Annotated in this window: 20 protein-coding genes and 1 tRNA gene; 6 read left to right on the top strand and 15 right to left on the bottom strand. The window is 66.6% G+C overall.

The features are described 5' to 3' along the window. Window positions 1-93: 93 nt before the first annotated feature. The gene (locus tag PCK14_RS16210) at window positions 94-2,127 is read right to left on the bottom strand and encodes a hypothetical protein (RefSeq protein WP_269939552.1); all 2,034 of its coding nucleotides are present in this window, start codon (window positions 2,125-2,127) and stop codon (window positions 94-96) included. A gap of 327 nt (window positions 2,128-2,454) precedes the next feature. Here PCK14_RS16210 and PCK14_RS16205 point away from each other — a divergent pair, with 327 nt between their 5' ends. Beyond that, the gene (locus PCK14_RS16205) at window positions 2,455-2,685 is read left to right on the top strand and encodes a DUF3073 domain-containing protein (RefSeq protein ID WP_269939551.1); all 231 of its coding nucleotides are present in this window, start codon (window positions 2,455-2,457) and stop codon (window positions 2,683-2,685) included. 191 nt (window positions 2,686-2,876) lie between these two features. On the opposite strand, the gene purM is transcribed toward PCK14_RS16205, so the two are convergent. From purM to PCK14_RS16170, 7 genes are all read right to left on the bottom strand, one after another. Next, window positions 2,877-4,025, bottom strand: a complete 1,149-nt coding sequence (gene purM, locus PCK14_RS16200) for a phosphoribosylformylglycinamidine cyclo-ligase (RefSeq protein ID WP_269939550.1) — start codon at window positions 4,023-4,025, stop codon at window positions 2,877-2,879. Between the two features lie 23 nt (window positions 4,026-4,048). Further along, window positions 4,049-5,614: an amidophosphoribosyltransferase gene (gene purF / locus PCK14_RS16195; protein ID WP_269939549.1), complete on the bottom strand. Its 1,566-nt coding sequence runs from the start codon at window positions 5,612-5,614 to the stop codon at window positions 4,049-4,051. A gap of 67 nt (window positions 5,615-5,681) precedes the next feature. Then, window positions 5,682-6,017, bottom strand: coding sequence for a hypothetical protein (locus tag PCK14_RS16190; protein WP_269939548.1), 336 nt, complete (start codon window positions 6,015-6,017; stop codon window positions 5,682-5,684). Between the two features lie 55 nt (window positions 6,018-6,072). After that, on the bottom strand, window positions 6,073-6,426 hold the full coding sequence (locus tag PCK14_RS16185) for a sterol carrier family protein (RefSeq protein ID WP_269939547.1): 354 nt from the start codon (window positions 6,424-6,426) through the stop codon (window positions 6,073-6,075). Window positions 6,427-6,494: 68 nt separating this feature from the next. After that, the gene (locus PCK14_RS16180; protein ID WP_269939546.1) at window positions 6,495-7,499 is read right to left on the bottom strand and encodes an asparaginase; all 1,005 of its coding nucleotides are present in this window, start codon (window positions 7,497-7,499) and stop codon (window positions 6,495-6,497) included. A 28-nt stretch (window positions 7,500-7,527) separates the two neighbouring features. Then, window positions 7,528-8,055 (bottom strand): hypothetical protein, encoded by a 528-nt coding sequence (locus PCK14_RS16175; protein ID WP_269939545.1) that lies wholly within the window; start codon window positions 8,053-8,055, stop codon window positions 7,528-7,530. A 127-nt stretch (window positions 8,056-8,182) separates the two neighbouring features. Next, window positions 8,183-10,402 (bottom strand): LPXTG cell wall anchor domain-containing protein, encoded by a 2,220-nt coding sequence (locus PCK14_RS16170; RefSeq protein WP_269939544.1) that lies wholly within the window; start codon window positions 10,400-10,402, stop codon window positions 8,183-8,185. A 336-nt stretch (window positions 10,403-10,738) separates the two neighbouring features. Between PCK14_RS16170 and purD the strand changes: the two genes are divergently transcribed. Both purD and PCK14_RS16160 read left to right on the top strand, forming a co-directional pair. Then, window positions 10,739-12,031, top strand: coding sequence for a phosphoribosylamine--glycine ligase (gene purD / locus PCK14_RS16165; protein ID WP_269939543.1), 1,293 nt, complete (start codon window positions 10,739-10,741; stop codon window positions 12,029-12,031). Between the two features lie 11 nt (window positions 12,032-12,042). Next, window positions 12,043-12,975, top strand: coding sequence for a phosphoribosylaminoimidazolesuccinocarboxamide synthase (locus PCK14_RS16160; RefSeq protein ID WP_269939542.1), 933 nt, complete (start codon window positions 12,043-12,045; stop codon window positions 12,973-12,975). A gap of 120 nt (window positions 12,976-13,095) precedes the next feature. On the opposite strand, the gene PCK14_RS16155 is transcribed toward PCK14_RS16160, so the two are convergent. From PCK14_RS16155 to PCK14_RS16125, 7 genes are all read right to left on the bottom strand, one after another. Then, window positions 13,096-14,370, bottom strand: coding sequence for a helix-turn-helix domain-containing protein (locus PCK14_RS16155; RefSeq protein WP_269939541.1), 1,275 nt, complete (start codon window positions 14,368-14,370; stop codon window positions 13,096-13,098). Window positions 14,371-14,461: 91 nt separating this feature from the next. After that, window positions 14,462-16,456, bottom strand: a complete 1,995-nt coding sequence (locus tag PCK14_RS16150) for a DUF6541 family protein (protein WP_269939540.1) — start codon at window positions 16,454-16,456, stop codon at window positions 14,462-14,464. Between the two features lie 32 nt (window positions 16,457-16,488). Further along, window positions 16,489-16,836 (bottom strand): zinc ribbon domain-containing protein YjdM, encoded by a 348-nt coding sequence (locus PCK14_RS16145; RefSeq protein ID WP_269939539.1) that lies wholly within the window; start codon window positions 16,834-16,836, stop codon window positions 16,489-16,491. 119 nt (window positions 16,837-16,955) lie between these two features. Beyond that, window positions 16,956-17,032 (bottom strand) — tRNA-Pro (locus PCK14_RS16140). A 124-nt stretch (window positions 17,033-17,156) separates the two neighbouring features. Next, a complete protein-coding gene (locus PCK14_RS16135) occupies window positions 17,157-17,711 on the bottom strand; it encodes an META domain-containing protein (protein WP_269939538.1) in 555 nt (184 codons plus the stop codon). Window positions 17,712-17,743: 32 nt separating this feature from the next. Then, the gene (locus PCK14_RS16130) at window positions 17,744-18,703 is read right to left on the bottom strand and encodes a metallophosphoesterase (protein ID WP_269939537.1); all 960 of its coding nucleotides are present in this window, start codon (window positions 18,701-18,703) and stop codon (window positions 17,744-17,746) included. Between the two features lie 8 nt (window positions 18,704-18,711). Next, window positions 18,712-20,934 (bottom strand): transglycosylase domain-containing protein, encoded by a 2,223-nt coding sequence (locus PCK14_RS16125; RefSeq protein WP_269939536.1) that lies wholly within the window; start codon window positions 20,932-20,934, stop codon window positions 18,712-18,714. Window positions 20,935-20,970: 36 nt separating this feature from the next. Here PCK14_RS16125 and PCK14_RS16120 point away from each other — a divergent pair, with 36 nt between their 5' ends. Genes PCK14_RS16120 through PCK14_RS16110 form a run of 3 tightly spaced genes read left to right on the top strand, consistent with a single transcriptional unit; the run spans window position 20,971 to window position 22,542 of the window. Then, window positions 20,971-21,126 carry a hypothetical protein gene (locus tag PCK14_RS16120; protein WP_165788018.1) on the top strand — a complete coding sequence of 52 codons (156 nt, stop codon included), beginning with the start codon at window positions 20,971-20,973 and terminating at the stop codon, window positions 21,124-21,126. A 2-nt stretch (window positions 21,127-21,128) separates the two neighbouring features. After that, window positions 21,129-21,614 (top strand): RidA family protein, encoded by a 486-nt coding sequence (locus PCK14_RS16115; protein WP_269939535.1) that lies wholly within the window; start codon window positions 21,129-21,131, stop codon window positions 21,612-21,614. After that, window positions 21,598-22,542 (top strand): NUDIX hydrolase, encoded by a 945-nt coding sequence (locus PCK14_RS16110; protein WP_269939534.1) that lies wholly within the window; start codon window positions 21,598-21,600, stop codon window positions 22,540-22,542. The genes PCK14_RS16115 and PCK14_RS16110 overlap by 17 nt, the downstream gene beginning before the upstream one ends. Window positions 22,543-22,741: the final 199 nt, after the last annotated feature.

The raw sequence follows: 22,741 nt of genomic DNA, 5'->3' as shown, positions 1-22,741 counted from the left end.
GGGGGGCGGGCGCCCTCTTTGGGGCGCCGGGGGGGGGGGGGCGGGCCCCCCCGGGGCCCCCCCCCCCGGGCCACTTTTGTTGTGCCTGGGGTGCTACTTGGTCAGCGACGTCTCCAGGGGGTTGCCCTCCCGGGTGTCATGGACCAGGCAGTCCACGCGGCGGTCGTCATTGTCATTCCAGGTGCTTTCGGACGGGTAGGCGGTGGACTGCTTCAGCGTCTTCATGTCGGAGGCTGCTGAGGTGAGCTCCACGGCGTCGCAGACCTCGGCGGCCTTGGCCTTGAGTGCATCGGCGCCGGGGAACTCGTCGTCGTCGCCGTAGTAGTAGGTCCCCACCAGCTGGGCATTGTGGGGGCTGCTGCACAGCACCACATCGGCCGGGGTGGAGGCGTTCTTGAAGCTGCGCAGGCAGTCGTCCTGCAGCCACTTCAGGGGTGACAGGGCCGGGAGGATCACGCCGTCGTCGGCTCCGTCGGAGGAATCCGTGGCGGCAGGCTCATCGCTGGGCTGGCCCTCGGTGGAGCCCTCCTGGGATTGCAGCGTTTCCACCGGGCGGGGGTTGGCCGTGTCCTTGTTGATGTTGCCAAGAATAAAGCTGAGCAGGAGCCACACAAACAGGCCGACCAGTGCCAGCCCCGCCACGGCAATGCCCAGGATGATGAACAGCTTCTTCCGGCCGTTGCCGGGGGCGCCGGGCCCCTGGGGCCCGCCCGGGCCCTGGGGGTAGCCGGGTCCGCCGGGGCCTTGGGGTCCACCCGGGCCCTGCGGCGCGCCCGGGTAGCCCTGCCCCTGGGGGGAGCCGGGGTAGCCGGGAACGGGGGGAACACCCGGGCCGCCCGCATTCGGGCCGCCCGCATTCGGGCCACCGACATTCGGGACGGCGCCAAAGGGTGCGGCCCCGTGTTGGGTCGGCGCACCGTACGGGGGCTGTCCGGCGGGTTGTCCTGCTGGCTGGCCGGCAGCCTGTCCAGCCGTGGCGCCGGGCTGGCCGTAGGGCTGCTGGACGCCCGGCTGCTGGCTGGACTGTGCCACTGGCTGCTGGCCATACGGGGCCGGCGCGCCGGGGACGACGAACGGTGCGTGGCCGCCCTGGGGCTGCTGTCCGTAGGGGGCTGCGGGTGCATTGGGTGCGCCTACGGCGCCGGGGCCGGCGGCGGGCTGGGCCGGCGTGCTGCCGGATGCGGGGACTCCCTGGGGTGCTTCCTGGCCTTGGCTCGCAGCTTGGCCTGCAGCCTCGCGGGCGGCCGCGAGGGATGCCGCATCGGCTGCGCCGCGGGCAACTTGTGCCGGGGACTGCCAGCCGCCGGCCTTGGGCTGCCACGGGGTTTCCGGGCGGCGCCAACCGTGCCCGGCATCGACGCCTGGCCCAATGTGCGGGGCGGCGCCGGGGGCTGCCGGGATGCTGGCAGTGGCCGCAGCCGCAGCCGTGCCTGCGCCAGCCGCGGCAGCACCGGCGTCGTGCGGTTCCTGCGAGGCGTCACCGGCCGGAAGCTGGGAATCGGTCCCGGCAGTGGGGGGAGTGGCAGGAAGCTCGGGGGACTGGGGCTTCGCGTCGGGCGCCGCATCGGCCCCGGTTTCCGGTGAAGCGGGAACAGCGGTGGCTGCCGCATTGGCAGGTGCGGGCGCCGCATCGGCCACCGGCTGGGCCGCGTCCTGCGGGGCGGCATCTGCCGGGGCTTGCGTCCAGGGATTGGTGGCGACAGGCGGCTTCGAGAAGTCGGTGCGCATGACTGTCGGGGCGCTGTCCCAGTCGATGTCTTCGGCGGATTCCGCGGTGTCCCCGGCAGGAGCCGAATCTGCCGTGTCGCCGGCAGGTGCCTGAGCCGTGGCAGCTGCTGAACCTGCGGCCGCAGCCTTCGACGCGGCGGCCTCTGCGGGCGAAGAAACGCTTTGCGCAGCGAGTTCAGCCTCGTGCTCAACCAGGGCGGCCTCGGCCTCGGCGGCTTCCAGGTCGACGGTTTCGGCAACGTCGTCGCTGATTTCCGCGGCACCCAGCTGGGGTTCGGCGAACTCGTAGTCCGCGCCGGAAATGACGGGCTCGGCAGGTGCTGGCATTTCCGGCTCAGCCGGCTCGGGCGGAGGGCCTTGTGTGGAGCCCTGATCGTTGGCGTTGCTGCTCTCGTTCATGGGGTCTAACCTTCCGTGCTGCGCCGCGGTGCCTGCGCAAAGACTCGTGCTTGTGGTGGCGGCCCACGCCCCCGGGGCCCTTGTGTGACCGCCCGGGACGTGCCCTGCCCAGGGAACAAATGCCCCTCTTACACGTGACTCTACCGAACAATGCGCCGACAGCACCCCCAATTTGGCGTTTGGCTATGGGCAGAACAGCCCATGGTGGGACACGGTCGGGGCAGAACTCATGTAATCTAGGACTACGACAAATTGACCGAATATTCCGGAGCCTCGCTCTTAGCCCGAGCGACCACCTCCGGTCCAAGTGTAAAAGGGGGTCACGCCATGGGGCGCGGCCGTCAAAAGGCGAAGGCAACCAAGCAGGCTCGGGACATCAAGTACTACTCCCCGAGCACTGACTATTCAGCTCTGCAGAAGGAGCTCGGTGGAACCACTCGGCGAGCCCCGAGCCATCATGTTGAGGTACCGGCAGAGCCGGACTACTCGGCGTACGAAGACAAGTATGCGGATCAGTTTGAGGACGACGACGATGTGGACTCCCGCCGCATAGGCTAGGACCGCTCGTCGCAACATACTCAACAAACCCTGCACGACCCCCAGCGAATGAGCTGAGGCGACGTGTGGGGATTTTGTTGTTCCCGGATATGGTGCCGCCGCCTCAATGAAGACGCAAAAAGGACGGCGTTTGCGCAAAGGGCGGGTGGTGGACCACCCGCCCTTTGCGCAAACGCCGTCCGAAGTTGTTCCTATGAAGCGTAGTTGCCCACCAGGCGGACGGCGCCGCCGTTGACGCCCTTGGCGCCCTGCGTGTAGTCGGATCCGGTCTTGTCCGAGTCGGATGCCTCGGCCGTGACAGTGCCCATGGCCCATGATGGCAGGCCGCGGGAGTTCAGGCGCGCAATGGCGTCGTCGGCGGCGTCGGCGGAAACCACTGCCACCATGCCCACGCCGAGGTTCAGCGTGCGCTCAAGATCGGCCAGCGGAACGTTGCCCAGCTGGGAGACCAGGTTGAAGATGGCCGGCAGGCTCCAGGTGGAGCGGTCCACGGTGCCGATGAGGCCCTGCGGCAGAACGCGGGCCAGGTTGGCTGCGAGGCCGCCACCGGTGATGTGGCTGAAGCCGTGAACGGCCTTTTCCTGGGTGACCGGCAGGTAGCGGGTCAAGTCCAGGCAGTCGGCGGCGTACACGCGGGTGGGCTCCAGGAGCTCCTCGCCGAGCGTGCGGCCCAGCTCGGAAACCTGGCGGTCAAGGGCCCAGCCTGCGTGGTTGATGACGCGGCGGACCAGCGAGTAGCCGTTGGAGTGCAGGCCCGAGGAGGCCATGCCGATGATGACATCGCCTTCGCGCACACGTTCCGGACCCAGCAGCAAATCGGCCTCGACGACTCCGGTGCAAGCACCTGCGACGTCGTACTCATCCGGGGCCAGCAGGCCGGGGTGTTCGGCAGTCTCGCCGCCCACCAGGGCCGTTCCGGCAACCTTGCAGGCGCCGGCGATGCCGCGGACAATGTCGGCCACGCGCTGCGGGACGACCTTGCCGGTGGCGATGTAGTCGGTCATGAACAGCGGCTCGGCGCCAACCACAACGATGTCATCGACAACCATGCCCACGAGGTCGTAGCCAATGGTGTCGTGGATGTCCATGGCCTGGGCGATGGCAACCTTGGTGCCGACACCGTCGGTGGACGTGGCCAGGTACGGCTTCTTGTAGGTCAGCAGCTTGGAGACGTCGTAGAGGCCGGCGAACCCGCCGAAGCCGCCCACAACTGACGGTCCGTGGGTTGCCTTGACGGCTTCCTTCATCAGTTCGACGGCGAGGTCGCCTGCTTCGGTGTCAACACCGGCGCTGGCGTAGGTGATTGCCTGTGCGGCCGAATCATGGGAGGCGTTGGTCATGGCGTCTCTTTCTTACGATTTCTCTAGGAACCGTCGGATGCGGTGCGGTCTTGATCGGTCAGGAGGGCTTCCATTTCCGAGTCAGGTCCCGGGTCGCAGCCGGTGGAGGTGGTGGCGTCGCCCGGGGCGGTGCGCTCGAGCAGGTTCTTGCCCAGGCGGTCGCTGCTGGGAAGTTCAATGGGGTACGTGCCCGTGAAGCAGGCCGTGCAGAGGCGTTCACGCGGCTGCTCGGTGGCGTTGATCATGCCGTCCTCGGAAATGTACTCCAGGGAGTCGGCGCCAATGGACTTGGCAATCTCGTCAATGGCTGCACCGTTGGCGATCAGCTCTGCCCGGGAGGCGAAGTCGATGCCGTAGAAGCATGGCCAGCGCACCGGCGGCGAGGAGATCTTCACGTGGACCTCGGCGGCGCCTGCCTCGCGCAGCATGCGCACCACGGCGCGCTGCGTGTTGCCGCGGACGATCGAGTCATCCACTACAACAATGCGCTTGCCGCGGATCACCGAGTCCAGGGCGTTGAGCTTGAGCTTGATGCCGAGGCGGCGCAGGGTGTCGCTGGGCTGGATGAAGGTGCGGCCCACATAGGCGTTCTTCACAAAGCCGTGCGCGAAGGGGATGCCGGATTCCTCGGCGTAGCCAATCGCGGCGGGGGTGCCTGATTCGGGAACGGGGATGACAAGGTCGGCCTCGGCGTGGTTTTCGCGGGCCAGCTGTCGGCCCATTTCCACACGGGACTCGTACACGGAGCGCCCGGCAATGGTGGCATCCGGACGGGCCAGGTAGACGTACTCAAAGACACAGCCGGCCGGGGTGGCGGGGGCGAAGCGCTGTGAGCGGACGCCGTCCTCGTCGATGGCGATGAACTCGCCGGGTTCGATCTCGCGGATCAGCGTGGCGCCGATGGTGTTCAGTGCCGCACCTTCGGAGGCAACAACCCAGCCGTTGTCGAGGCGGCCAAGGACGAGCGGGCGCACGCCGTGCGGGTCGCGGGCTGCGTAAAGGGTGTGTTCATCCATGAACACGAAGCAGAAGGCGCCGTGGACCTTGGGCAGCAGCTCCATGGCAGTGGCTTCCAGCGTGCTGCCCTCGGAGCCCTGCAGCAAGGTGGTGACCAGGGCGGTGTCCGTGGTGTTGCCCTGGGCCATTTCACCGGAGGTGGGGACGCCGTAGCGGGCAATGACCATCTCATGCAGTTCGGCAGAGTTGGTCAGGTTGCCGTTGTGGGCCAGGGCCACGGTGCCGGTGCCCGTTGCGCCCAGGGTGGGCTGGGCGTTGGCCCAGTTGGCTGCACCTGTGGTGGAGTACCGGCAATGGCCCACGGCCATGTGCCCGGTCAGGGTGTTCAGCGTGGGTTCGTCAAAGACCTGGGATACGAGCCCCATGTCCTTGTACACACTGATTCGGTTGCCGTCGCTTGTCGCGATGCCAGCCGATTCCTGACCACGGTGCTGCAACGAGTACAGACCGTAATAAGTTAGTTTTGCAACCTCTTCACCGGGTGCCCAGATGCCCAGGACGCCACAAGCGTCCTGAGGTCCCTTTTCGCCGGGTAAAAGATCATGGGATAGTTTTCCGTCTCCGCGTGCCACGTAAAAATTGTCTCACGTAATGCCGTGTGGCCCGAACCGCATCTGGCTGCTGGACATGGAGCTGGGGCTACGCCCGCTCGGCCTCGGCGTTGCCCTCGTCGTCCGGGAGCGATTCCACCAGCAGTGTCTTGGCGTGGCGGCGTCCCTGGCGGTCCAGCAGCAGTGCCGCAATGGCGCCCAGGCCCATGCCCGGCAGCACCAGCAGCACGGCGAACAAACCAAAGACGCTTGAGGCGTCGAAGTCCTCTGATGAGGCGGCGGCGGAAGAGAAGCCGAAGGCAAAAACGGCGGCTGTTGCAATGCCGGCCAGGCCCCCTGCAACAAGGAACGGAACATACTTCGGGGCGCGGCGGACGCTGAGTTTGCGGGGCACGCTGGAAGTGTTGTCAGGCTGGGAAGTCATAAACCCTAGGGTACCTGCCCAAGCTTGGAGGCAGCCCGGAGCCGGTGCGGGCCGGCTAGAGGGGCAGCTCGGCGGCCAGGTCCGCGCGTAGCCCGGAGGCCGCCACGTGCCCGCGTTCCACGGCGTCCGCCCACGCCAAGGCGCCGGTCACCAGCGCGAGCCAGGTTTCGGCGTCGCACTCCACCACATTGGGCGGAGTGCCGCGCGTGTGCCGCGGGCCCGGGATGCACTGGGTGACCCCGAACGGCGGAACGCGCACCTCCACGGAGTTCCCCGGGGCCTTCGCGGCGAGTTCCTCGAGGGTGTACCGGACGGCCATGGCCGTCACGGGGCGGGAGGTGTCGCCGCCGCGCCAGGCGGCGAGGGCGGCACTCCCTTCGGCAATGTCGATGCGGCGTCGGGCGGCCATGGTTGGCTCCTGTGTTCTTGGGAGTTCGGGAAGGGACGACGGCGGCGGGCCGGGCTGGGTGCCAGGGCTCAGTTGAGCAGGGCGCTGACGGCCTGGCCCAGGCGCAGGCTGCCGGCCGGGCTGTTGCCGCCCATGACGGGCGGGACCACCTTGCCCAGGAGCTTGGCCACAGGGGGGATGTCCACGGCGCCCGAGGCGGCCAGCAGGGTCAGTGCCACCAGGGTGGCGGCGCGGCCGCTGCCGTCCAGGATCTTCACCGCAACGCTGGCACCGGTGGGGGTGGCCATGGACATGACACCTTCGGCGCCCATCTTGGCCAGGATGCCCAGATCCTCCATGACCTGGGTGTTGGGCAGGCCGTGGCCCTCCACGGCCCACGGGTAGTCCAGCATTGAGGTGGCAATCGTGGCGGCGCGGGCATTGGCGTTCTTGTCCGACGGCGCCAGGGCCAGGGTGCTGAACGCACGTGCCAGGCCCGTCAACGTCACTGCCATGACGGGGGCCCCGCAGCCGTCCACGCCGGTGTGCATGATGGGTTCGCCGGTGTATTCCTCCAGGACGGTGCGCACGGCCCGCTGCATGGGGTGGTTGGGCTCGAGGTAGCCGGGCAGGTCCCAGCCGTTCTCGGTGCACGCCCACAGGAAGGCCGCATGCTTGCCGGAACAGTTCATGGCCAGCTTTGAGCGGTCCCGTTCGGTGCGCACCATCCATGCCCGGGCCGTGGAATCCCGGGGCCAGGCGGCGGGGCAGCCCAGATGCGATTCGTTCAGGCCGGCCGCCTTGAGCATCCCGGACACAACGTCCATGTGTTCCAGGGAGCCGGAATGGCTGCCCGCCGCAATGGCCACCTGGGCGCCGCGCAGGGGAACCCCGGATTGCATGGCTGCCAGGGCCTGGAAGGGCTTGACTGCGGAACGCGGGTAAATGGGGGCGGTGATGTCTCCCAGGGCGGTGACGACGGAGCCGTCGGCCGCGACCACCACGGCCGAGCCAATGTGCACGGACTCAACGAATCCGCTGCGTTCCAGGACGGCGAGTTCAACGGCGTCGTGCGCCCTGAAAGTATGGATCATGCTGTCATCTTAGCCATTGCAGGGGCTGTCACAGTGGAGTGGCGAGGCCCGGGGAGTCCTTGAACGTCAGGGGGACGTCCCCCGTCGGCTTGTCCAATTCCGCAGCGGCCTTCACGGCGTCGGCCTGGCCGGGGGCCACGGACACCTCCACGCTGCCGGTCCGGCCGTTGGTGGTGACCTTGTGGATGGCGTTGCCCAGTTCCGCCGGCAGCGTCGCTCGCCAGGCCATGACGGCCTGCAGGGCAGCTTCCAGCGCGGCGGCGTCGAGCGTGACAAGCTGGGCAACCGCGCCTGCCTCGGTCACCACGGCAGCGGCCGATTCGCTGGTTACGGCCACGTGCAGCTGCGCGCCTTCAATCCAGGAATCTGCGTAGTCCGCTCCCAGTTTTTCGCGCAGGGAATCGTTGAGCTGCAGCAGCCTGTTGGTGTCGGCCGCGCTGGCGGACCGTGAGGCGGCGGGTGTTTCGGGGCCTTCGGCGGGCTTGCAGGCGCTCATGCCGAGGGCTCCTGCCATGGATGCTGCGAGGACGGCTGCCGTCACATGCTGGCGTTTCATTTTTCACTCCCTGCTCCATTGTCCCTCCGCATGCCAGTCCCCGGTGAAGTCAATGCGGCTGCGGGTCCCATTCTTCGTGAACGGGACCCGCAGCCATTGCCTTCAACCCCGGCGGGGCTTGCGGTTCCTAGTGCGAGGACCGGCGGCGGATCAGCAGGAACGCCACTCCGCCCAGCAGCAGGAGGCCGCCGGCTGCGCCCAGCAAGATGGTGGTGCCGGAGGCGCCGGTGTTGGCCAGGTTGCCGCCGCCGGGCGCGGGCGTGGTGGGTGCTGCGGTCGGCGCCGGGGTGGTGGGCGTGGGCTGCTGCGTGGTGGGCGCGGTGGTGGGTTCAGGCTTGGGCTCGGCCTGGACCACAAATGCCGAGGTGCTGGTCAGGGAAGCGAAGTCGCCCCACTGCTGCGTTGCGGTGATGGCATAGCTTCCGCTGCCCAGGGGCGCATCCAGCGTGACGCTCCAGGCGGTTCCGTCCACCAGGGCGTCGTAGCCCTTGCCATTGACTGTCACATGGACAGTTGCCTGTGCCACGTTGGTGCCGGAGATGACCGAGGGGCCCTTGTTGAAGATGAACTTTGTCCCGTTGGCCGGGGACATGATGGCCGGGCCATTCGGGGCAATGGTGAAGCCGCTGGTGGTTTCGGGGGAGTCCAACCAGTCGGTCAGCGTCTGCATGGCTGTCACGTCGTACCAGTTCGGCTCGACCAGGGAGCTCGGCAGGGTGACTGACCACTTGCCGTCCTTGGCCACAACTGCGGTTCCGGAGACATCGCCTGTCAGCTTCACCGTTGCTCCCGGCTTGCCGGTTCCGGCGATGGTGGTGACGGGGGCCGCGACGCTGCTGCCGTCCGCCGGGGACGTGATGGCGGGTGCGGGGAGGGTGTCCTTGATGACCTCGATGGAGGCCGTGGTGGTGGCCGAGGTGCTGTAGCCGTTCTTGGCCTGGGCCGTGACGGGGAAGGTGCCAAAGGTGTTGGGTGCCTTCGCGGTCCACGTGCCGTCGGCGCCCACGGTCACCTCCTGGGTGTCGGTGCCGATGGTGACGTCGACCTTGGTGCCAGCCGGTGCGTCGGGCGCCAAGGCGAGTGTGCCGGTGATGGTGCCCCCTCGGAAGAGGGGGGCTGCGTTGGTGACCTTGGGGGCTTCCAGGAAGATCTTCACGGTGTAGCCGTCGGTGTGCGCAAGCGCGTCCTGAAGGTCCACACCGTAGGTGATGGTGGACGTTCCGGCGCTGACCATGCCAACGGCCTGGTTGCCGGCAATGATGGCCCCGCCCGAGTCTCCCTGACGGGTGACCAGGTCCGTTGAGCCGAACCCGCGGACAGCGCGGATGTCATTGCATTGGGGGACAGTTGCCACGGGAACACAGGGCTTGGGGGCATCAGGATCCACAGGGTCCTTGGGGTAGCTGATGCCCTGAACCAGGAACACGCCGACTTCGCTCACAGTGCCGCAATCCCAGCCGGTGGTGCGGCCGGACTTGCAAATATCTGTGCCGACGATGGCCTTCGACACGCCTTTGACGAGTGCGCCGGAGTCCTTGGGGGACGCCGGCGTTGTCCAGTCGGTGACAAACGGCAACTGGGTCAGTCCCGGCGCATTGGGCCCATTGACGTCTATGACGGAGACGTCGGTGCCGATGTTGTTCAGCTTGTTGTAGTCCCCGTCCCAGCCTGGCGGCACCGTCGCGGGTGTGTTGCCGGGGCCGCCGAACTGTGATGCACCGAAGGTCCCAAGCGGTTCAAGCAGGGCCCCGGAATTCGGGTCGTTTGTGATTGCCGGGTCGACCAAGGGATTGGTCAAGATGGTGTCCACCAGTGCGCCGTCCATGGTGCAGTGGCCAGCGGAGATGACGGCTGGCGCTCCTTCCTTGTTGAAGCCGTTCCAGCCAAGGCTGCAGAGCCCTCCCTGGGCCCGGTTGGCGCTCAGTGCAAGGAAGCCCTGGCCGTTGGTGATGTCAGCCGCGAACGGCTCCGCCGGTCCGTCGGCTGCCTCGATGACCACGTTGCCGTAGCGGGAAGCGAATTCATCGACGCCGGGGGTGGCGGCGGCCCCGAACGATGGGGCGGTGGCGGACGGACCGCCAGCGGCAGGTACACCCGTGCGGATGACGAACTCGCCCTTGTCGTTCACCATGATGGACTGCAACTGCCCCAGCCCAAACTCGGCGGAGTAGTCGGCCAGGAGCGTATCTACGTTGGCGGCCTCGACCGTCGCGGAGGCAGCCGGCACTGCATCAGATGCCGGGGCCGCCATGGCAGCGCCTGCGCCGAAGGTGCCGCCAAGCAGGACGGCGGCTGCAGCGGCGGCCGAACCTCCGCGCTTGATGAAGGCGCGAGTGGATGCATGCATGTTCCGGGTCCCCCTGAAGTGACGGAAAGAAAAGTATCGTGCGAGTTCGCAAGTGGAAGTGCCAGCTGCCCGCTGCACCTGGCAGTGGGCGCCTCCACCGCAAAACTACCAAGTGGTCAAAGCGGCGGCAACGGAATTTGATGCCACAGGCCACAATTCCATTTGTGACTCCGGGAAATGCGCGGAACAGCGCCGCGGGGATGGCTGACCATTGACGGAAGCCATGATCTGTGCGTAATCATCCTCAGTGGCGGTGGAAGCGGAAGCAAGGCCGGCGTGCCGCGGGAGGACTTGTCATTATGCGGCCCTCGACCCGAAGCAAAGTACGCTTGAGGGGTGAAGGTTTTAGTCATTGGCCCCGGAGGCCGCGAACACGCCATTGTCCGCTCGTTGCTCAGCGACCCCAACGTCAGTGAAGTGCACGCTGCCCCCGGCAATGCCGGGATTGCAGCCATTGTGCCCACGCACCAGCTCAACGCCAGTGATCCCGCAGCCGTTGCCGCACTGGCCCTGAAACTCGAAAGCGACCTGGTGGTCGTGGGACCCGAGGCCCCCCTGGCCGCCGGCGTTGCCGACGCCGTGCGCGAGGCCGGGATCCCCGTGTTTGGCCCCAGCAAGGAAGCCGCAAAGCTTGAAGCCTCCAAGGCCTTCGCCAAGGCTGTCATGGCCGAGGCCCAGGTCCCCACGGCCATGGCCAAGGTTGCCGTCAACGCGGCCGAGGCCGCGGACGCGCTGGACACCTTTGGCGCCCCCTACGTTGTCAAGGACGACGGCCTGGCCGCCGGCAAGGGTGTGGTGGTCACGAACGACCGCGACGAGGCCCTGGCCCACGCCGAATCCTGCTTCGCCGTGGGCGGCACCGTGGTCATCGAGGAATTCCTTGACGGCCCCGAGGTCTCCCTCTTTGTCTTGGCAGACGGCCGCACGGTGGTCCCGCTGGCCCCCGCACAGGACTTCAAGCGCATCTTCGACGGCGACGAGGGCCCCAACACCGGCGGCATGGGCGCATACTCGCCGCTCGAGTGGGCACCGGCCGGCCTGGTCCAGGAAGTCATCGACCGCGTGGCCCAGCCGACCATCGACGCCATGGCCCACCGCGGCACCCCCTTCACAGGCGTCCTGTACTGCGGCCTGGCCCTGACCAGCCGCGGCACCCGCGTCATTGAATTCAACGCCCGATTTGGCGACCCCGAGACCCAGGCCGTGCTGGCCCGACTCAAGACTCCGCTGGGCGGCGTGCTCATGGCGGCAGCCAAGGGCCAGCTCGATGAGATCGAGGAACTGCGCTGGGCACCCGAGACGGCAGTCGCCGTCGTACTGGCCAGTGAAAACTACCCCGAGGCGCCGCGCACTGGCGACCGGATCCGTGGCCTGAAGAAGGCCAACCGGCTCGACGGCGTGCACGTGCTGCACGCAGGCACCGCCACGGACGACGACGGCAACACCGTCAGCGCCGGCGGTCGCGTCCTGGCCGTGGTGGGCCTGGGCGATGACCTGGAAGATGCCCGCGAGAAGGCCTACGCAGGCATCGAGGAAATTTCGCTCGAGGGCGGGCAATTCCGGACGGACATTGCGGCGAAGGCCGCACGCGGCGAAATCACCGTGGCAGACACCGCCGCACAGGCATAAGGAACTCCCCCATGAATGCAGCAATCCCCGCCGCCCCCGTCCTGACCGGCTGGACCCACGCCTACTCCGGCAAGGTCCGAGACCTTTACGTTCCCGATGCCGGTGAGGCCAGCGCCGAGGCGCCGTTCACGGGCCGGGGCGACGTCGTCTTGGTCGTGGCCAGTGACCGCATCAGCGCCTTCGACCACATCCTGGAAACCGAGATCCCGGACAAGGGCCGAATCCTGACCGGACTGAGCCTGTGGTGGTTTGAGCAGCTCAACGTGCCCAACCACCTGGTGGCCACCACCGTTGAGGACGGCGTGCCTGCAGAGGTTGCCGGCCGCGCCATGGTGTGCAAAAAGCTGGAGATGTTCCCCATCGAGTGCATCGCCCGCGGCTACCTGACCGGTTCGGGCCTGGCCGAGTACCGCGTCTCCCAGACCGTCTGCAGCCTGCCGCTGCCGGCCGGGCTGAGCGACGGATCCCGTCTCGAGGAGGCCATCTTCACCCCGTCGGCCAAGGCCGAGGTGGGCGAGCACGACGAGAACATCAGCTACACGCAAATGGTTGACACCGTGGGTGCGGACGCGGCTGACGCGCTGCGGAAGCTGACCCTGGAGATTTACTCGCGCGCCGAGGAAATTGCCCGCGAACGCGGCATCATCCTGGCCGACACCAAGGTGGAGTTCGGCACCGACCCGGCCACAGGCGTCATCACCCTGGGCGATGAGGTCCTCACCCCGGACTCCTCCCGCTTCTGGGACGCGCAGCTGTGGGCGCCCGGACAGGCACAGCCCAGCTTCGACAAGCAGTACGTGCGCGACTGGCTGGCCAGCCCCGAGTCCGGCTGGGACCGCGCCTCGGACACCCCGCCGCCGGCGCTGCCGGCCGATGTCGTGGAGCGCACCCGCGCCCGCTACGTCGAGGCGTTCGAGCGGCTCACCGGAGCCACCTTCGCCTAAGCGGCAACGACGGCAGCTGCCCTGAAGCTGAGACCCGTTAAGCATCAATGGTGCGCCACTGAAGAAGTGGCGCACCATTGGCGTTTAACGACGCGCAGCCCCAGGGGCCGGGGAGGGTTGTTACGCGCTGGTTGTGTGGATGCTTGCCATGTGGTCGGCGGCGACCTCTGCCCGGTCCGAGGCGCCGGCCTGCGTGTAACGGTCGAAGGCGTCGCGGTAGGCGGCCAGGGCGTCATCGAGGCGGTTGGCGGCCTGCAGTGCGTTGCCCAGCAGGAGTGCGGAGTCGCCGGCAATGTGGGGGGCCAGCTGGTCCCATTGCATCTCAATGCCGTTCAGCAGGTCCAGTGCCTGGGGAATCTCATTGTTCAAGAAATGCCAGCGCGCCCGCAGCAGCGAAACTTCCAGGGTCTCGGCGACGGTGGCACCAACAACCGAGTGTGCGAGTTCGCTGCGCTCAATGGCCTGCAGGGTGGCCGGCTCGACCACGCCGGCCATGAGCCGCACCCAGGCGGTGGCCTTGTTGAACTGGGCCCAGCGCGAGAGGTCTGCGGCGGGGGACAGGAGCCGGCTGGCCTTGGCATGGTGCTCCAGGCCGGTGCGGATGTCCTGGCGGATGAACGCCACGTTGCCGATGACCCAGTGGATCTCGCCGGCCATCTGCGGCGGTGTCTGGTCCGTGACGGCCTCGGCCAGGACCATGGTGTGCGTCCAGGCCTCGTCCAGCCGGCCGGCCTCGGTGAGTGCGCCGATCAGCGTCTGCAGGGCCAGCAAATAGGCGCCAAATTCCTCGGCGCTGTCGCCGGAGCCAATCTCCACCGCCAGCGTGGCGTGGTTGATGGCCTCGGGCAGTGATCCCTGTGCCAGCATGGCAGCGGCCATGACCTGGTGGGCCCGCAGGGACAGGGCGTCACTGTCCCTGGTGAGCTGGTGCTCCAGCAGGCTCTGCAGTGAGGCCGTGGCGTCGGCGTGGTCCCCGTTGCGCAACAGGGAATTGGCGGCCAGGAACGTCATGTTCCACCAGGTCACCGAATCCTTGGCGGAGCAGGCCAACTCGGCTGCTGCCTTGGCGCTGCTGGCGGCCCCGCTGTAGTCGCGCGTGTCCCAGCTTTGGCGGGCGATCAGGGACAGCCGCAGCCCTTCACTTTCGGCCGGCGTGGAGGACTGGGCCCACTGGGCCACTGACGAGGGTGCCAGTTCAAGCTGTTGGGCCAGCTGCTTGATGATTTCCGTGGTTGGTTCGCGGTGGGCGTTTTCCAGTAGGGAAATGTAGCTCGCGGAGTAGAGCGCTCCGCCAAGTTCGGCCTGAGTCAGGTTTCGTGACAATCGTTCCTGTTTTAGCCGTTCACCAAAACTGCTGCCCACTCTGCTGCTCCTTGCTTGATTGGACACCGACATGGCAGCCCAATATTGGCGCCGGAACCATGATCCATTGCATAAAACCTAACAGAAGTTGTCACAGCAAGCGCCGTTCTTGACGTTATTCGCCCTATTGAACGGGAACGCCGCCGCAGATCGCCAGCTTGTAGAGCCGGGCATGACCTTCGCTGGCCACGAGCGTGAAGGCGTCCGAGTCCGCCGCCAGTGTCACGCCGGGATATAAGGAGTACGGATTGTTGAACGCCGGGATGTAGTCAGTGCCGAACTCGAGCAGGTGCGTCACGCCCAGCCGCTTGGCCGCGGCGCACACCTCGATGTCGCTGCCCACCCGGTTGAGCCAGAACCTCAAAAGGGACTGGTCTGTTGAAAGGTCCCCCTGGGAGCTGTAGGGAAACAGCATGGTGCGCCCCGCAAGCGCCATGGCCAACGCCGATCCGTTGTACGGGTTGTTGGCAATGACGTCCTGTGGCGTGGTGTAGCGGTCCAGGCGGTGGATCAATGCCAGTTCCTGGGCATCCACCTGTGCCAGCCCGTCCGGCTCGGCGGGCACGTTGTACATGATTTCCACCTGGCCCTTCATCTGCCAGAGCCCCGGGTTGGACACGGCCAGCACGACGGCGAGGGCCGCCACGGCGGACAGTGCACCTGGGCGGCTGCGCAGGAAGGCGCGGCGCCCAACACCCGGGTACTTTCGCCGGAACCAGTCCACTGCCGCCACCAACCCCAGCGCCGAAAGCGGCACGGCCAGCAGCGGCATGAGCGCTGCAATGCGTTCCGGGTTGTCCCACCACGGGGCCATGGCAATGTTGGCCAGCGTGGCATCCGTGCCCGTCGCCAGCGGGTAGGTGAAGGCCAGCAAGACCAGTGCGGCCGGCACCCAGCGCAGCCCGGGGCGGAATGCCGCGCGGGTGCCCGCCAGGACCAAGGCGGTCAGGGCAACGGCAGGGAACCAAATGGGAGCCGGGGCGTGGGTGAAGTTGCGCAGCAGCGCCAGCGGGAAGAAGAGGAACGCAGGGCTCGTGTAGGCGAACAGGCCGCGAATCTGCGGCAACATGAGCAGGGCGGCAGCTGCGGCGCCAACCGCCAGCAGCAGGACCGCCACCCTGCGCCAGCCGTGGCGGCGGCCGCGGCCGAAGCCGGTGCGCAGCCAGGCGAAGAGCAAAAAGCCCAGGACCGGGGTCAGCACCAGCAGGATGCTGAACACCCCGTTGGGCTGGGCCGTCACAGCCCCGGGCAGGAAAAGGGCCACGACGGCCAGGGCCCGCGCCGGTTCCAGCCCGGTGTGCACCGAGGGGCGGATGATCAGCAGCACCAGCCCGATCCCCACCGGCACCATCGCGTTGGACAGTGAATTGGGGTAGGCGGAGCCGTACTGCAGCAGCAGCCATGGGAAGGCTGGGAACGCGGCAGCCAACACGCCGGCGGCGAGCAGCAACAGGGCCCGGCCGCCAAACAGCACGCGCGTGAGGAACACACAGCTCAAGGGCCACACCACCCCGGCCACGGCCAGCCACATGACGTTCGTGGCGGCAGGGATGCTGATGCCCGTGAACAGGACCAGCAGGCTCGTCAAACCATGCCAGGCGCCGGGGTAGAACGAGGACTTGACTGTGGGCAGGATGAAACTGGAAATGAAGAACGAGGACGCATTGGCGTTATCAACGGCATGGGCTGTGGCGTTGAGGTGGAAGACGGTGTCGTAGCCCTGCGTGAACTGCTCCGGATTGGCGGCAACCAAGGTGAGCAGCGCCGTCGTCAATGCCAGGGCAACGCCAACACCTGCCGCCGCCGGGCCCATTCCGGACCAGGCTCCGCGCCCGGGCACGGCGTCTGCGGCCTGCAGCGCCGGGATGAAGCGCCGGGCCGTCCAGGCCAGGGCCGCGGCAACAAATGTGCCCAGCGCCAGGGCTGGAAGTCCCCAAGGCAGGTGGAGCAGGGGCGCCACAATGGCGCTGACGGCCACAACCGAGACGGACACGGCCGGTGCCAGGCACGCGGCCAGCAGTCCGCGCATGCGCAGCGCCGCCAGCACCGCCGCCCCGGGCAGGCCCAGAATGAGCAGTGCCACGGCAAAGGCCGGCAGGGCTTCAAACCACGAATTCACCCAAACATCCCAGTCCAGGGCGCCGGCCCGGGTCAGGCCTTCTTGACGATGCTGGACTTGAGCTTCATGGGGCCGAAGCCGTCAACCTTGGCGTCGATGTCGTGCCCGTTGACGGGGGAGATGAGCCGGATGTTGCGCACCTTCGTGCCGATCTTCAGGTCCTGCGGGCTGCCCTTGACCTTCATGGTCTTGACGATGCTGACAGTGTCTCCGTCGGCCAGGACGTTGCCCACGGCATCCTTGACCACGTTTTCCGCGGCGGCCTCGGCCTCCTCTGCCGGGGACCACTCGTGTGCGCACTCGGGGCAGACCAGCAGTTCGCCCATCTCGTACGTGTATTCACAGGCGCAGGCCGGGCAGGGGGGAAGTGTCTCGCTCATGGGATCCATTCTATCGGCTTGCCCAAAATGGACGACGGCGGGAGGCCTCCGTGGCGCGGGCCGGTGCCGCGGGCAAAGAAAAAGGAAGCGGCATCCTTGCGGATGCCGCTTCCTTGATTTGGTCGGGGTGACAGGATTTGAACCTGCGGCCTCGTCGTCCCGAACGACGCGCGCTACCAAGCTGCGCCACACCCCGATCCGCTGTTTCCCGCAACCAGTGACGGTTTGGAAAAGCAACCTCTCAAGAATAGCGGACAGGGGCCGTGATCACGAAATCGACAGTTCCGGGCCTGCCTGGCCCGTGTCCCGGCGCGCCGCAATCAGGCTGCAGCGGCCTTGAACGTGACAGTGCCGTGCTCACCGCGCAGCACCAGCGAGTCCTTGTTGAGCGTGTAGTCCAGCGGGGTGGAGAAGAACGTGGCCACCCACTTTTCGTAGTCGCTTTGCGGGGCCTGGCAGCCCAACTGGGTCATGCCCATGTCGGGGCCAACCAGGAACTGCGTGTCCGTGACCTTGACGCTGCTCATGAGCGTGTTGCATGGCGTCTTGGAAGCAAAGCGCAGGGCGCCGTCCTGCTCCAACGTCACGATTGTGAAGGGATCGCTGCCCAGCCAGGCAAGCTCGCCCGTGGCATCGCTGCCGCTGGTGGACATGAGGTTGAGGCAGCTGAAGTCCTCCGCGGTGGCGGGGATGCCGCCGGCAACCGGGGTGCACGGAGCCTGTGGCGACTCTTGGGAAATGCTCTGCCCCGGCGCGGGGGATTCCACGGAGACGCCTCCGTCGGTGTCCGCGGATCCACCGGCGGAAGGGCCGCCACAGGCCGTGGCCAGCAGGAGGACCACGGAAGTGCCCAGGAGGGCCAGGTGCTTTTTCACGTTGGATGGTCCTTTGCTCGGAGCGGTGCTGGCTAGGGGTGGGTCCTGGCCGTCAAAGTCAAGACCACGGCCTCGGGTCGGCAGGCAAAGCGGAAGGGGGCCGTGCGGGCAGTGCCGATTCCTGCCGAGACGTTGACGGGTGCTGTGCGCCCCTTGGACTCCCAGTCGTTCAGGCCCCGGGCGCGCCACGTGGGCAGGTCGCAATTGCTGACCAGGGCGCCGTAGCCCGGCAGGCAGACCTGGCCGCCGTGGGTGTGGCCGGCCAGGATCAGGTCGGCGCCGTCGCCCGTGAAATGGTCAAGGACCCGCTGGTACGGGGCGTGCGCCACGGCGATCTTCACATGCGGGGCGGAGTCCTGCCCCACGGCGCCTCGCGGCCAGCCGGCGTAGCGTTCCCGGTTCAGGTGGGGATCGTCCACGCCGCTGAAGTCGAAGCGGATGCCCTTGAGTGGGATCGACTGTGCCCGGTTGGTCAGGTTGACCCAGCCGGCAATGCCGAAGCCGGCGTGCATCGCGTCCGTGTCCAGCACCACCGGGTGGTGCCGCCCGCCCGGGGTGGCCGGCTTGGACGGCCCGGCGAAGTAGGCGAAGGGGTTCTTGAAGCTGGGCGCAAAATAGTCGTTGGAGCCGGGCACGAACACACCGGGGAATTCCATGAGCGGGCCCAAGGCATCCAGGAGCGGGGCAATGGCGGCCGGATGGCTGAGGTTGTCGCCGGTGTTGACCACCAGGTCCGGCTGCAGGGACGCAAGGTCCCGCAGCCAGCGCGACTTCTTGGCCTGTCCCGGGGACATGTGGATGTCGGAAAGGTGCAGGACTGTGAAGGGCGCCGAACCCGGCGGCAGGATGGCCAGGGACTCTTCCCTGATGTCGAACCAGTGGCGCTCAATCAGGGCGCCGTAGGCCACGGCGGCCGTGCCGGCGGCAACGGCAAGCCCCGCCGCCGCCCCCAGGGTTGAGAGGCGGGACGGGGCTGTGCGCGTGCTTGGCATCCGGGCGCCTAGTCCTTCTTTTTGTTGTCGGCGGGCTTGTTGTCCTTCTGATCGGCGTTCGGGGTGGCGGGCACCTGCGGCCTGGGCTGGACAATGACCGGCGGGTTGACCATGCTCTCCGGCGGCGGGGCGAAACCGCTGACATCAAAGTTGCCGGCCACCTGGCTCATGTAACCCTGCCAGGTCTTGCCTGCGTAGGTGGCGCCGTCAACGTAGTCAAGCCGCTGGCCCGCAATCAGCTTGCCGTTGTTCGACTGCGACTTGATGATGTTGCCAACCCACGATGAAGTGGCCAGGCCCTTGGTGTAGCCGGTGGTCCACGTCTGCTCGGAGTCGTTGGTGGTGCCGGTCTTGGCTGCGGCCGGGTACTGCAGCGGAATTTGGAAGCCCGAGCCGAGGGGCCCCAATACTTCCTGCAGCACGCTGGTGACACCCGCAGCAACCTCCGGGGTCACCGTCTGCTTGCAGTTGGCGCCGGGGACGGGGAACTTGTCACCCTTGGCGTTCGTGATGGACAGCAGGGCGATGGGGTCGCAGTGGATTCCGCCGGAGGCAAAGGTGGCGAAGGCGGAGGCCATGATGACGGGGGCAACCTCGCCGGAACCCAGAAGTGAGCTGACGTTGTCCAGGTTGTAGGGCTTCTTGGGGTCCCCGCCCAGGTGGATGCCCGTTGCTGACATCATCTTTTGGACATTGCAGAGGTCAAGTTTTGAGGCCGTGTACATCGTGGCCGTGTTCAACGAGTTGTACAGGCCCTCGCGGGCCGTCAATCGCCTGTACCAACCCTCCTCGGCATTCTGCAGGTCGTCCGAGCCCGGGTAGTTGGAGTCGTAGATGCCTGTGCTGGTGCCACAGCTGTTCTGCCAGGGGAACCCGACCGGGTACTTCCGAACAGTGGCATCCACCGTTTCATTGATCTTGTGTCCGGAATTGAGCCATTCGGCAAAGGTGAATGGCTTGATGGTTGAGCCCACATCGAAGCCGCCAGCCCCGCCCAGGGAGTTGCCATTGGCATCGAGGCGGTCAACATTGAAGTTGTAGTCGGTGTTGAACTGGCCTTCCGGGGTCACGAACTTGGTGTTCTGCGCCATGGCCAGGATCTTGCCTGTACCGGGCTGAACCGTTGAAAGGGCCTGGCCAACCTTGTCCGGGTTGTTGGCAGCCGGGGTGAACTTCTCGAACTGGGCCTGGGCTGCATCCTGCAGGCCCGGGTTCAGCGTGGTGGTGATGGTCAAGCCGCCCTGCTTGAGCAGCTTCTCCCGGTCCTCAGTGGTCTTGCCGTAGGCGGGATCGTTGAGGATCAAGTTCGTTACGTAGTCACAGAAGTACTCACCGCGCACGGCGGCGGTGCAGCCATTGCGGTTCGGGTGGACGTTGAGCCCAATCTTCGCGGCCACGGCGTCTGCGTGCTGCTTGGCATCGATCATGCCCTGGGCCAGCATGTGGTCGAGCACCAGGTTCCGGCGGGCAACGGCGTTCTCCGGGTTGGCGATGGGGTCGTAGACCTGGGGGCTGTTGACCACACCCGCCAGCAGGGCAGACTGCTGCAGGTTCAAGTCCTTGGCGTGGATGCCGAAGTAGTTGTAGGCGGCCGACTCAATGCCAAAGTTTCCGTTGGCGTACAGGACCCAGTTCAAGTACCCCTGCAGGATCTCATCCTTGGAGTACTTCTTTTCCATGGCGATGGCCAGCTTGATCTCGCGGACCTTTTCACCGACACCCTTGTCGGCGCCCAGCTTGATCTTGTCGTCCTCGCCGTTGGCAGCATAGGTCTGGATGATCACGTTGTTGACGTACTGCTGGGTGATGGTGGAGGCACCCTGGCGGCTCCCGCCCTTGGCCATGGATGCCACGGCCCTGGCGAGGCCGCGCGTGTCAATGCCGCCGTGCTCGTAGTAGCGCGCATCCTCAACCGCGATGACAGCGTTCTTCATGAAGGGCGATATCTGGTCCAACGGCACCTCGGTGCGGTTCTGGTCGTAGAACGTAGCCAGCAGTGATCCGTCGGATGCAAGGATCCTCGAGGAAAGCGCCGGGGTTCCCACCGTCATTTCGTCCGGGAGCTCATCGAAAAATGAGATCGACGACGTCGCCGTGGCGCCGCTCAGTGCCACCGCGGGAACCATGAGGCCAGCCACGAGGACACCACAGATGGAACTGATGCCCAGGAAGGCCACCAATTTGCCCAAAGTTGTGGCCGTATCGAAAATGGGGTGTTTTTTTGCTGCCATTTTCCCAGTTTACCGGCAGGGGATACTCTTTGACGTATGACCAAATGGGAGTACTCTACGATTCCGCTAATTATCCACAACACGAAGGCGATCCTGGACAGCTGGGGCGACGACGGTTGGGAACTGGTCCAGGTGGTCCCCGGACCCGACGGACGCGGCCTCGTTGCATACCTTAAGCGTGAGAAGGCATAGCCATGGAAACAGCGTCAAATCAAGGAACTTCACGCATTGAAGCACGACTGGCCGAGCTTGGCCTGAGCCTGCCGCCGGTGGCCCCGCCCGTGGCTGCCTACGTGCCCGCAGTGATCTCCGGCAACCACGTTTACACCTCAGGACAGCTGCCTTTTGTTGACGGCAAACTCACAGCTTCCGGCAAAGTCGGCGCGTCGGTTTCCGCTGAGGACGCAAAAGACCTCGCCGCGACCTGTGCCATCAACGCCATTGCCGCCGTCAAGAGCGTCATTGGCGACCTTGACCGGGTCACCCGCATCGTGAAGGTTGTTGGCTTCGTTGCCTCGGACCCGTCCTTCACCGGCCAGCCCGGTGTCATCAATGGCGCCTCCGAGCTCCTGGGCCAGGTCTTCGGCGACGCAGGCATCCACGCCCGCTCCGCCGTCGGAGTTTCCGTGCTGCCCCTGGATTCGCCGGTTGAGGTTGAGTTGATTGCCGAATTCCAGTAGCACCCCCGCGGGCTTTCGGCCCGCAGGAAAACGGCTGTTCCCGCTCAATGCAGACCAGCGGGAGGCCGCGCAGGCCTGGGTGGACTTCGGGGAACGCACCCCGAGCAAGCCCAGGCAGGCGTCCTCAGTGGTCCTGTTGAAAGACAGCCCCAGCGGTCTGCAGACCTTTTTGACGTACCGCCCGGGCGGATCCCCGCTGGGCACCGTTGCCTTCCCCGGCGGCACCATCGAAGCCGCGGACGACGACGTCACCGACTGGGTGGGCCCCTCACCGGCCGTGTGGGCCAAGAGCCTGGGCACCGAGGACATTGGACTGGCCAAGCGCCACGTGGTTGCAGCCATCCGGGAAATGTTTGAGGAAACCGGCATCCTGCTCGCCGGCCCCGATGCCTCCTCCCTCGTGGAGGGCATTTCAGGCCCGGAGTGGATGCGCGCGCGGGAATCCATTGCCGCCCAGGAAACCACCTTCGCCTCGCTGCTGGAGCGGTACGGACTGGCCCTGCGCACCGACCTGCTCAAGCCGCTGAGCCACTGGACCAGCCCCGACTTTGCGCACCGCCGCTTTGACACCCGCTATTTCGCGGCAGCCCGGCCCGTCAACCAGGAGCCGTCACTGCTGGAAAGCAAGGGCGTGTGGGGCCGCTGGGCCAGCGCCGCCGACATCCTGGCGGACCGCAGCACCAGCGCGCTGGGCGACGAAATTGGCTTGCCCTCCACCCAGGGCCTGGCCCTGGGTGAGCTGGTGGTGCCAGGCGTGGAGATCATCCTGGAAAAGATTGCGGCCGCCCGCGGCTGCATCGCGTACCTGAACCACAAGCGGCCCATCAACGAGTACCAGCCCAAGCTCGTTGACCACGGCGACGGGGCATTCAGGCTGGAAGTGCTGACAGCGCCAGCGTCCGAAGGCGCAGCCTGCCGCGAGCGGTAGCCACCCCACCAGACGCTCCCTCATCATGAGCTTGGGGGTGCCGCTTAAACTTACGACGGCGGGCCGTCACCTGGCGGATTCTGGGGGTCGTTGCAACACGACTGGTGGTTAGGCTGTCAATAGTATGTCGCGTAGGCGCTCGGCTGGTGTATTCCAGCCGAGCGTTTTACGTGGTCGGCCGTTGAGTTGTTGGGCGACG

The organism is Arthrobacter sp. HY1533 (genome assembly GCF_027568515.1).
Classification (GTDB): domain Bacteria; phylum Actinomycetota; class Actinomycetes; order Actinomycetales; family Micrococcaceae; genus Specibacter.
This window is presented reverse-complemented; position numbering and strand designations above follow the sequence as displayed.

Bases quoted from the DNA above. Each gene is read 5' to 3' on its own strand.
- PCK14_RS16210 (WP_269939552.1), bottom strand. From the start codon at position 2,127: ATGAACGAGAGCAGCAACGCCAACGATCAGGGCTCCACACAAGGCCCT.
- PCK14_RS16205 (WP_269939551.1), top strand. From the start codon at position 2,455: ATGGGGCGCGGCCGTCAAAAGGCGAAGGCAACCAAGCAGGCTCGGGAC.
- purM (WP_269939550.1), bottom strand. From the start codon at position 4,025: ATGACCAACGCCTCCCATGATTCGGCCGCACAGGCAATCACCTACGCC.
- PCK14_RS16190 (WP_269939548.1), bottom strand. From the start codon at position 6,017: ATGACTTCCCAGCCTGACAACACTTCCAGCGTGCCCCGCAAACTCAGC.
- PCK14_RS16185 (WP_269939547.1), bottom strand. From the start codon at position 6,426: ATGGCCGCCCGACGCCGCATCGACATTGCCGAAGGGAGTGCCGCCCTC.
- PCK14_RS16180 (WP_269939546.1), bottom strand. From the start codon at position 7,499: ATGATCCATACTTTCAGGGCGCACGACGCCGTTGAACTCGCCGTCCTG.
- PCK14_RS16175 (WP_269939545.1), bottom strand. From the start codon at position 8,055: ATGAAACGCCAGCATGTGACGGCAGCCGTCCTCGCAGCATCCATGGCA.
- PCK14_RS16170 (WP_269939544.1), bottom strand. From the start codon at position 10,402: ATGCATGCATCCACTCGCGCCTTCATCAAGCGCGGAGGTTCGGCCGCC.
- PCK14_RS16160 (WP_269939542.1), top strand. From the start codon at position 12,043: ATGAATGCAGCAATCCCCGCCGCCCCCGTCCTGACCGGCTGGACCCAC.
- PCK14_RS16155 (WP_269939541.1), bottom strand. From the start codon at position 14,370: ATGTCGGTGTCCAATCAAGCAAGGAGCAGCAGAGTGGGCAGCAGTTTT.
- PCK14_RS16145 (WP_269939539.1), bottom strand. From the start codon at position 16,836: ATGAGCGAGACACTTCCCCCCTGCCCGGCCTGCGCCTGTGAATACACG.
- PCK14_RS16130 (WP_269939537.1), bottom strand. From the start codon at position 18,703: ATGCCAAGCACGCGCACAGCCCCGTCCCGCCTCTCAACCCTGGGGGCG.
- PCK14_RS16125 (WP_269939536.1), bottom strand. From the start codon at position 20,934: ATGGCAGCAAAAAAACACCCCATTTTCGATACGGCCACAACTTTGGGC.
- PCK14_RS16120 (WP_165788018.1), top strand. From the start codon at position 20,971: ATGACCAAATGGGAGTACTCTACGATTCCGCTAATTATCCACAACACG.
- PCK14_RS16115 (WP_269939535.1), top strand. From the start codon at position 21,129: ATGGAAACAGCGTCAAATCAAGGAACTTCACGCATTGAAGCACGACTG.